General features: G+C 63.2%; 5 protein-coding genes. All 5 read right to left on the bottom strand.

What is annotated here, in order from left to right; translation table 11 throughout:
• Nucleotides 1-1,757 (bottom strand): Swt1 family HEPN domain-containing protein (locus VLR48_RS14220; protein ID WP_325292421.1); only part of this gene is annotated, 1,757 nt, incomplete at its 3' end.
• A 3-nt stretch (nucleotides 1,758-1,760) separates the two neighbouring features.
• A complete protein-coding gene (locus VLR48_RS14215; protein WP_325292420.1) occupies nucleotides 1,761-2,102 on the bottom strand; it encodes a DUF86 domain-containing protein in 342 nt (113 codons plus the stop codon).
• The gene (locus VLR48_RS14210; RefSeq protein ID WP_120796609.1) at nucleotides 2,092-2,391 is read right to left on the bottom strand and encodes a nucleotidyltransferase family protein; all 300 of its coding nucleotides are present in this window, start codon (nucleotides 2,389-2,391) and stop codon (nucleotides 2,092-2,094) included. Before VLR48_RS14210 ends, VLR48_RS14215 begins: the two co-directional genes overlap by 11 nt.
• A 190-nt stretch (nucleotides 2,392-2,581) precedes the next feature.
• Nucleotides 2,582-5,584: a DUF1156 domain-containing protein gene (locus tag VLR48_RS14205; RefSeq protein ID WP_325292419.1), complete on the bottom strand. Its 3,003-nt coding sequence runs from the start codon at nucleotides 5,582-5,584 to the stop codon at nucleotides 2,582-2,584.
• The coding region (locus VLR48_RS14200; protein WP_325292418.1) for a DUF3226 domain-containing protein at nucleotides 5,581-5,988 on the bottom strand (408 nt) is incomplete at its 5' end. The genes VLR48_RS14205 and VLR48_RS14200, both read right to left, overlap by 4 nt.

The raw sequence follows: 5,988 nt of genomic DNA, 5'->3' as shown, positions 1-5,988 counted from the left end.
ATCGGCACCCAGTTGTCAGAGAGATAACGGGTCAATTCAAACTGGACCCGGGCATCGTCGATGGGGATGCTGGCTGGCAGAATCAGCGGTGTACGGTCTTCCTTCTGCCACAGGCAGTGGATCACGGCGGCCATCAGGCGCAGCACGCCGCGGGTGCGCTGGAATTTCACCAGGGTCGACCAGTCGGTATAGAGCCGATCGAAGACCTCGGGATGGATCGGATAGGCGGCCTTGAGCCGCTGCTCGTAGCCGGTCTCTCGACACTCCGGCGGAAACTCGGCCTGCTGAGTGCGGTAAAGCTCGGCGAAGGCGCGCGCGGTCACGTCGCGGTCTTTGAAATGCGCGGGGTCCGAGATCGGCTGGAACAGGCGCCGCCGCACGATCTCGAAACCCTCCTCCGCCGTGGCCGGGCGCCAGGAGGATTCGAGCCGTCCCACGACATTGCGCAGCCGGTCGAGTGCCTCGCGCCCGCGGGTGCCGCCGACCTCCACATCGTCCGAGTGCGAATGGGCCGTGCCCGAGGTATCGGACGCGGGCAGGCTGATGACCAGCAGACAGTTGCGTGCCAACTTGGCCGATTCGGTCAGCACTTGGGCGAAACTGAACTGGGTCTCGAAGCCGCCGGCCGGCAGATCGCTCTGATCATGGAGCTGGCGGGCGTAGGCGACCCACTCGTCGATCAGGATGAGACAGGGGCCGTAGTCGTTGAACAGCTCGCGCAGCACGTCGCCGGGGCTGGTCGCGTTCGCGTCGTCGGCCGCGACGCGGGCATAGGCTTCGGGGCCGCCGAGTTGCCAGGCCAGCTCGCCCCAGAGGGTGCGCACCACCGTGCCGTCGGGTTTCACCGACGGGTTGCCGGGCGAGATCTTGTTGCCGACCAGCACGACGCGTCGCGCCGTCGGCAGACGGTCGATCCCGGCGGCGGCCATGAGGGCGTCGACTCCGGCGAGACCGGCCCCGAGGATGCCCGACACCAGGTGATAGAGCGCCAGCATCGCGTGGGTCTTGCCGCCGCCGAAGTTGGTCTGCAACTGAATCACCGGGTCGCCGTCGCCGACGATCAACCGACGCAGCGCGCCGATCAGCATCGCGCGCAGGCTCTCGGTGAGGTAGGTCCGACGGAAGAACTCCTCCGGATCGCGGTACTCGGGCGTGCCTTCGCCGAGATGCACCTGCCAGAGGTCGGCAGCGAACTCGGCCTGCTGATAGCGCCCGCTCGCAACGTCCTCGTGCGGCATCACCACCTCGCGCCAGGGCTTGAGGTTGCCGCTCGCGCCGCTCTCGATGGCGATCCCGGCCGACTTGCGTTTCTCCCCGCGCGCCTGCTCGTCGAAGCGCACCCGCAGCAGCTCCATCTTCATCTTGTCGACGTCCTCGGCCTCGGAGGCGGAGACGGCGGACAAGAGACGTTCGACGGAGTCCAGCGCACGGTAGGCGTCGTCGCCGGAGAAGAGTTCTTGGTGCGCCCAACGGTTGCGCACGCTGATGATCTCGTTGACCAGACTGCGCTCGGCCTTGCCGAGGATATGGCGAAAGACCTCGCCCCATTTGCGATCCATGATCACCAGCATGGCGGCGACGTCTCCGGTGGGATCGCTCTTGCCGTCGCTCAGACGGGTGTCGGCCAGAATATCCTTGGCCTCGAAGGCCCAGCCCTCGCCGTATTTGGCCTTCAGCTCACGCTCGACAAACGGCCCGAGGCCGGCCTTGAGCAGGGTGAGTGATTTGCCGACGCGTTCGTAATTGGTGATGGCCACTACTCAGCCTCCGTGCGAAAGGATCGCTTCCAGTTGTCTCATCAGGGACGGGATGGCCGTCGAAGCCGTTTTCCAGAGCACATCCAGGTCGATATCGAAATACGCGTGGACCAAGCGATTGCGAATCCCGACAGCCTCCCGCCAGGGAATCTCCGGCAGGCCCTGCCGCCCTTCCTGCGATACCTTGCCGGCAGCCTCTCCGATGATCTCGATGGCGCGCACCAAGGCGAAGCGCAACATCTCGTCCGAATCCAGATCCTCGCGCGTGCGACCCGCGATGAACCGCGCCACGGATTGGCTCGCATCCAGCATGTGCTCGATCCGTATCCGATCTTCAGGCCGCATACTGCACCTCGGCCGTGCGCACCACCTCGTCGCGGAAATAGCGCGACAGATCGCCGGCGGTTCGCAGATCCACCTTGCGGCCCAGCATGTCCGTCAGCTCGATCTCCATGCCGGCAATCCCGAACAGCGTCGGTGTGTGATCGGGATCGAACTCCACCAACAGATCGATATCGCTGTCTGGCCCCGCCGTTCCCTTCAGTTGCGAGCCGAACAAAGACAGACGGCGGATCCGGTGTTTCTCGCAAAACCGGGCGAGGACCGGCTCATCGAGAGTCAAGATGTGATGCATGAGGGGCCCTCCTGTAGCGACCGCAAATGGCTACCCGCGAGTTCCTGCGCCTTGGTCGCCAGGGCGATCAAGGCGGAGCAGTCCGCGACCAGAATCATGGGTGGCGCCCAATGGACTGCAACTCCTGCTCAGTCAGCATCTCGACAAAATCATTCGGAAGATCAACGGCGACTCGCATGATTCGCTCCGCTTAAGGTTGTGCAAACAGATCCCCGGTACCCGGGGGCGCTGCTGTGCTGCCGGTCTCCCGCGCCAGTCTGGCGATCTCCGGCCAGCTCTGCACCAGGCCGTTGTAGGCCATCGCCTCGTTCGCGCGTTTCTTGCGCTCGCAGAGGGTGTAGAGGCGATAGCACAGCTCGCGCGCCGTCTCCGATTCACTGCCGAGCTTGGCGAGCAGGGCCGCCGCCGCAGTCTCGCCCCCGGATTCGAGCGCGCGGATGAGTTGGTGAACCATCTCCCAGACGGTGAGACGCTTGTCGGTCGTCGGATCCCAGTCGACGGGGAACTCGGCGGGCTTCAGCAGGCAAACCTTACCGGCTTTGGACCGCAGAATGCCGGCATCCGCCAAGCCCGAGACACTGGTGTTCTTGGACGTGGCGAGCTGCTCGGCGACGCCGTACTCGCCCTCGTTGAACGCCATCTGCTCGAACCAGGTCAGGGCCCACCGGGTGTCCGAGTCGAAGTCGCCCTCCTGCTCGGCCAGCGCCTCGTCGAGAGTCTGATTGATCAGGGCCAGCGCGGCGCGCACCGGCAGCGGCATGCCCTCGGCATCCAGCACCTGGGAATAGCGAGTGTAGACCGCCATGCCGGGGCCGATGGCCGCTTGGGCAAGGTCCACCGGGGCGATGCCGGTGCGAGAAAAGAGTAGAGAGGAGTGAGGAGTGAGATCCCTGCTGGGCAGGCCCTGCAGCAGACGTAATGCCCGCGGCAGCTCGTTCTTGAGTGCGGTGATGAAGTCGCGGCGGGTGGCGGTCGGAGCGTCGGCGGGGCGCTTGCGGCAGACGAGGACGATGCTGGAGGCAAGGGCGTTTGCACCCGAGCCGATCATCCGGTTGCCTAGCTCGGTGCGCATCGGCCAGGTGCCCGTGATGGCGAATCCCGCCTCGATCACAGCAGCCAGGAAGGTATCCCAGCCTGTATTGGTCGTTCCGGCGTCCCCTTTGGTCTCAGCCTGCTTGAATGCGTAGTAGATGGTCACCGGGAAGGCCGGATGCGCCTGCTCGGCGAGTCGGCGCATGGCCTGGGTCATACCGTTGAGAAAGAAGGTGCCGGCCTTCTCCTTGCTGCCGTGACGGTAGGGTGTCGCGACAAGCTCCTCGGCCTTCGGGACGGCTAGGGTGGCGAAGAGGTCGGGGAAGACGGGTTTAAGCGAGCGACGAAGCCAAACGTAGAAAAAATCCGACAGGTCAGCGTAGCCGATGTTGTCGTAATAGGGTGGATCGGTCGACACCAGCTTGTTGAGGCTGACCGGCTGACTCGTGGCGTCAAACTGATCACTTGAGCCAAAAGATGATCCGAACCCGGCTGCGACACCCTGAATACTCTCAGCCGTCCATTCGACTGCACCAAGAAAGCTACCCGTCCCATCAAGCAAGGTGTTTAGTTCAGCATAGTCCCAGGTCATCGGTATGCTTTGGCGCGCGAACGTATTGCGAGTGGAGTCGCGTTCGGTGAACCATGTGCAGATCGTAGAGCCTCGATCGGAGAGTTTTGAAATGGCAAAAGCCAAGTACACCCCAACTGCATCCGCATAGGCCATAGCTCCGACACCGCCATGAGCGAGGGCCTTGTCTTCGGGTAGGCCAGCGCAAATGGCATCGAGCTTTACCCGCTCCCGTGTTTCCTGCACAAGATCGGAGAAAGTCGTCAGCGCCACGAGTTGGCGGGGGGTAAAGAGGTCGCCCCAAGTCGTCAGCCCGTAGGGTGTGCAATTTCCGCCGGTCATTCGCGTGGGTATATCGCCCTCAGGTTGCCACGTCGGCTCTGCGGTTAGGGCAACGGCTTCCATCTCCGCAGTCGGAGCGAGATACACCCGCCCTCTATCACCCTCGGCGACGATGGCCATCAGCCGGGAGCCCATGCGACCAGCTTTGCCTTCTGCCTTAGTGTAGTCGCCGGAAATCGGAGCCCCCGACATCAGGCACGCAAAGTTCGCCCGCGCCAACTTGGTGCCGTTCTTCGCGGCCTCAGCATTCTCCGGCTTTCCGACCTTCACCCGAAACCGATATCCACTGCCCTCGATCAACGGCTCCACGTAAGCCTCTTTGCCCGCTTTCGTCGAGAGCATGAAAGTGGACACCAACGGCACATCGACATCCGCAAAAGCTGGGTTGGGACTCTTCACCGTGCGCGCCCACAACCAGGCAATGACGGTGAGCGGCTTTCCGCCGACATACTTCGCAAGGTCGGGCCGCGGATTCTCCGGATCCTCGACCATGTCGGCCGTGACCTCGATCTTGGGATAGAGATGCCCGATCCGCCGCTCCGCCTCGTCCCGCATCCACTTCCCGTAATAGCGGACATCCTCGGCGAGCCCCTCCGCCCCCTTCCAAGAACGAGGAAAGAGAAAAGAGGAGTGAGAAACGAGCCTGTTCCCCTCTTTTCTCACTCCTCTCTCCTCACTTCTCGCTTCCGGATGCACCGGCGGCCGCCCTGCAAATCGGGGCGGGATCTCGATCATCGCCTTGTTGATCAACACCGCCACCGGGTTGAGGTCCGAGGCATAGGCTTCGAGCCCCAACCGCTGCGCCTCCAACGGCAGCGACCCACCACCCGCGAACGGGTCATGGAAAGCCGGCAGTTTGTACCGATCGAACAACTCCTTCGCCCGCGGATGGTCGGCATTCTCCGCACAGGTATAGCGCCAGCTCTGCCAGATCTCGTCGCGCGCCCGCTGCAGCACCGTCTCGTTGGTCGTGTTCTCCCACAACACCAGATCCTCGATGATCCGAAACAGCCGCTGCCGCTCCTTCTCCTGCGCCTTCTCGGTCGGGAACAGATCCGGATGCGCCGAGGGGTCATCGACCATCTGCGCAAAGATCACCGCCCGCGCCGCCGCCAAGGGCCGTCGCGCCCACCACAGATGCAGCGTCGATGGATGCCCGTGCCGGATCGACTTCTCCCGCGCACTGGCCTTGTTGATCGCCTCAAGTGGCAGGGCAACTTCGATGAGTTTTTTCTTGGGAAGCGTCACGAAAAAAATGTCCTTTCCAACCAACTCGCGAAGACATTCGCTGCGGGCATGTGAGGGTCGAGATACCGTGCTGAAATGGCCTGTCCAAAGGGCTTGCCCGGCTCGTCTTGCCAGGCGAGCCAGGTGTGAATACGTGCCTTTGCCACTTTCGTGTCTGAAAACCGACGTTGCCCTTCTGGAATGCTGGCGATCGCCTGATCTGCATGAGTGAGCAAGTCATCTCCATCCGGAATCAGGAAGGTGAGAAAGTCCTCGAGGATGCCTGGCAGTTTGTTGTCCGGCATGAGCCAGACGCCGACACGGGGCAGCAGGGAGTTCGCCGGCGAGTCGATTATCGTCCCATCAGGCTCAGGTCGAGTCGGGACATTTCCGTAACCGGCGGCCAGCAGGTGAGCAGCCACCGA

Origin of the sequence: Thiocapsa sp. (genome assembly GCF_035467215.1) — a bacterium.
Lineage (GTDB): Bacteria > Pseudomonadota > Gammaproteobacteria > Chromatiales > Chromatiaceae > Thiocapsa.
The sequence above is the reverse complement of the archived record's forward strand: the minus strand, read 5'-3'. Positions and strand labels throughout refer to the sequence as shown.